The organism is Sphingopyxis sp., from assembly GCF_016463645.1.
Lineage (GTDB): Bacteria > Pseudomonadota > Alphaproteobacteria > Sphingomonadales > Sphingomonadaceae > Sphingopyxis.
This window is the reverse complement of the sequence record NZ_JAEMQX010000231.1, coordinates 1-2,617: the sequence shown is the minus strand read 5'-3', so window position 1 is coordinate 2,617 and position 2,617 is coordinate 1. Positions and strand designations below refer to the sequence as shown.

The window sequence follows — 2,617 nt, the reverse complement described above, 5'->3', positions numbered from 1 at the left end:
AAAATAGTGTTAGAGATGCTTGAGGCAAGCGGCAAGCGGGTCTATAGCGCCCGCGAGATTCAGCCTGTCCGATGGCTGCGGGGACGCGTGTCCGGCAGTGGGGAAAGGCAGGCTGGGCCATCATAAGAACAACAGGCAACGGGCGGCACTATCCTTATGAAGAGCTTGAAAACCCTTGTAATTGCGGCGGCTTTGTCGCTCGGCGCGGTGGGCGCCGGTCATGCGCAGGCACCGGCTGCGGCTCCGGCCGAAGCCCCCGCCGCGACGGCTCCGGCGAATCCGGCTCCGGCTGCGACCGAAGTCACGGCGCCGGCGGCGACGACCGCAGCGGCTCCGGCGGGCGACGCGACCTATGTCCCGATGAAACCGACCCCCGGGGTCGGCCAGCCGGTCGATGCGGGCATCGATTTCCAGCCGCAGGTCAGCCCGATCGGCAAGACGGCGTATGAATTCAATCATTATATCCTGCTGCCCGTCATCACGGTGATCACGCTGATCGTCCTCGGTCTGCTGCTCTGGGTGATGTTCCGTTTCCGCGCCAAGGCGAACCCGGTGCCGTCGAAGACGACGCACAACACCTTCATCGAAATCATCTGGACCGCGATTCCGGTGCTGATCCTCGCGGTGATCGCCGTGCCGTCGATCCGGCTGCTCGCGGCGCAATATGAACCGCCGAAGAAGGACGCGCTGACGATCAAGGTCACGGGGTATCAGTGGTATTGGGGCTATGCCTATCCCGACCAGGGCATCGGCGAATATGTCTCGAAGATCCTGCCCGAAAAGGATGCCGTCGCGCGCGGCGAGCCCTATCACCTCGCGGTCGACAACCGCATGGTCGTTCCCGTCGGCCGTCAGGTCAAGCTGATCATCACCGGCGCCGACGTGATCCACAGCTTCGCGGTTCCGGCCTTCTGGACCAAGATGGACGCGGTCCCCGGCCGCGCCAACGAAACGACGTTCACCGCGAACAAGGTCGGCGTCTATTACGGTCAGTGTTCGGAACTGTGCGGCGTCGATCACGGCTATATGCCGATCGCCGTCGAAGTGCTCCCGGTCGACAGGTGGGAAGCGTGGGTCCGCTCGAAGGGCGGCAACCCCAAGGGTCCCGTAGCCGCAGCGCCCGCCGCTGCACCGGCTCCTGCCGCGGCCGCTCCGGCAGCCGCACCCGCAGCGGCTCCCGCCGTCACGACCGAAGCTGCGCCCGCAGCGGCTCCCGCCGCCGCGCCGGCCGCCAAGAATTAACAAGGGGTCCGACAGATGACCGATATCGCAGCGACTGCACCCGCGCACGGCCACGACCATGCGCACGATCATGATCACGACACGCCCGGCTTCTTTGTCCGCTGGTTCATGTCGACGAACCACAAGGACATCGGCACCCTCTATCTGATCTTCGCGATCGTCGCCGGCATCGTCGGCGGGATCCTGTCGGGCATGATGCGCTGGGAGCTGGCGGAACCCGGTATCCAGCATCTGACCGGCTGGGCGCAATTCTTCGACGCGTCGGCAGGCGAGGTGCAGGCCAAGCATTTCTGGAACGTCATGATCACCGCGCACGGCCTGATCATGGTCTTCTTCATGGTAATGCCCGCGATGATCGGCGGCTTCGGCAACTGGTTCGTGCCGCTGATGATCGGCGCGCCCGACATGGCCTTCCCGCGCATGAACAACGTCTCCTTCTGGCTGACGTTCGTCGCCTTCTTCATGCTCGTCGGTTCGATGTTCGTTCCGGGCGGCAGCGGCCTTGGCGCCGGCACCGGCTGGACGGTCTATGCGCCGCTGTCGACCAGCGGCTCGGCAGGGCCCGCGGTCGACATGGCGATCTTCTCGCTCCACCTCGCGGGTGCGGCGTCGATCCTCGGTGCGATCAACTTCATCACCACCATCTTCAACATGCGCGCTCCGGGCATGACGCTGCACAAGATGCCGCTGTTCGTGTGGTCGGTGCTCGTCACCGCCTTCCTGCTGCTGCTCGCGCTGCCGGTGCTCGCCGCGGCGATCACGATGCTGCTGACCGACCGCAACTTCGGCACGACCTTCTATGATGCGGCCGGCGGCGGCGATCCCGTCCTCTACCAGCATCTCTTCTGGTTCTTCGGTCACCCCGAAGTCTACATCATGATCCTGCCGGGCTTCGGCATCGTCAGCCAGATCATCTCGACCTTCAGCCGCAAGCCGGTGTTCGGCTATCTCGGCATGGCCTATGCCATGGTCGCGATCGGCGTCGTCGGCTTCATCGTGTGGGCGCACCACATGTTCACGGTCGGCATGAGCGTGAACCTGAAGATGTACTTCACCGCCGCGACGATGGTGATCGCGGTCCCGACGGGCATCAAGATCTTCAGCTGGATCGCGACCATGTGGGGCGGTTCGATGAGCTTCAAGACCCCGATGGTCTGGTCGCTCGGCTTCATCTTCATGTTCACCGTCGGCGGCGTGACCGGCGTCGTGCTCGCCAACGGCGGCGTCGACACCAACCTGCACGACACCTATTATGTCGTCGCGCACTTCCACTATGTGCTGTCGCTGGGCGCGGTCTTCTCGCTCTTCGCCGGCTTCTATTACTGGTTCCCGAAGATGTCGGGCCGGATGTACAGCGAGGCGCTCGGCCAGCTGC

General features: G+C 64.3%; 2 protein-coding genes. Both read left to right on the top strand.

Annotated features, from left to right (window positions below):
• Window positions 1-156: 156 nt before the first annotated feature.
• Complete coding sequence (gene coxB, locus JHC57_RS21935) at window positions 157-1,242, top strand: cytochrome c oxidase subunit II (protein WP_294032690.1); 1,086 nt, start codon at window positions 157-159, stop codon at window positions 1,240-1,242.
• A gap of 15 nt (window positions 1,243-1,257) precedes the next feature.
• Window positions 1,258-2,617 (top strand): cytochrome c oxidase subunit 1 (locus tag JHC57_RS21930; protein WP_294032689.1); only part of this gene is annotated, 1,360 nt, incomplete at its 3' end.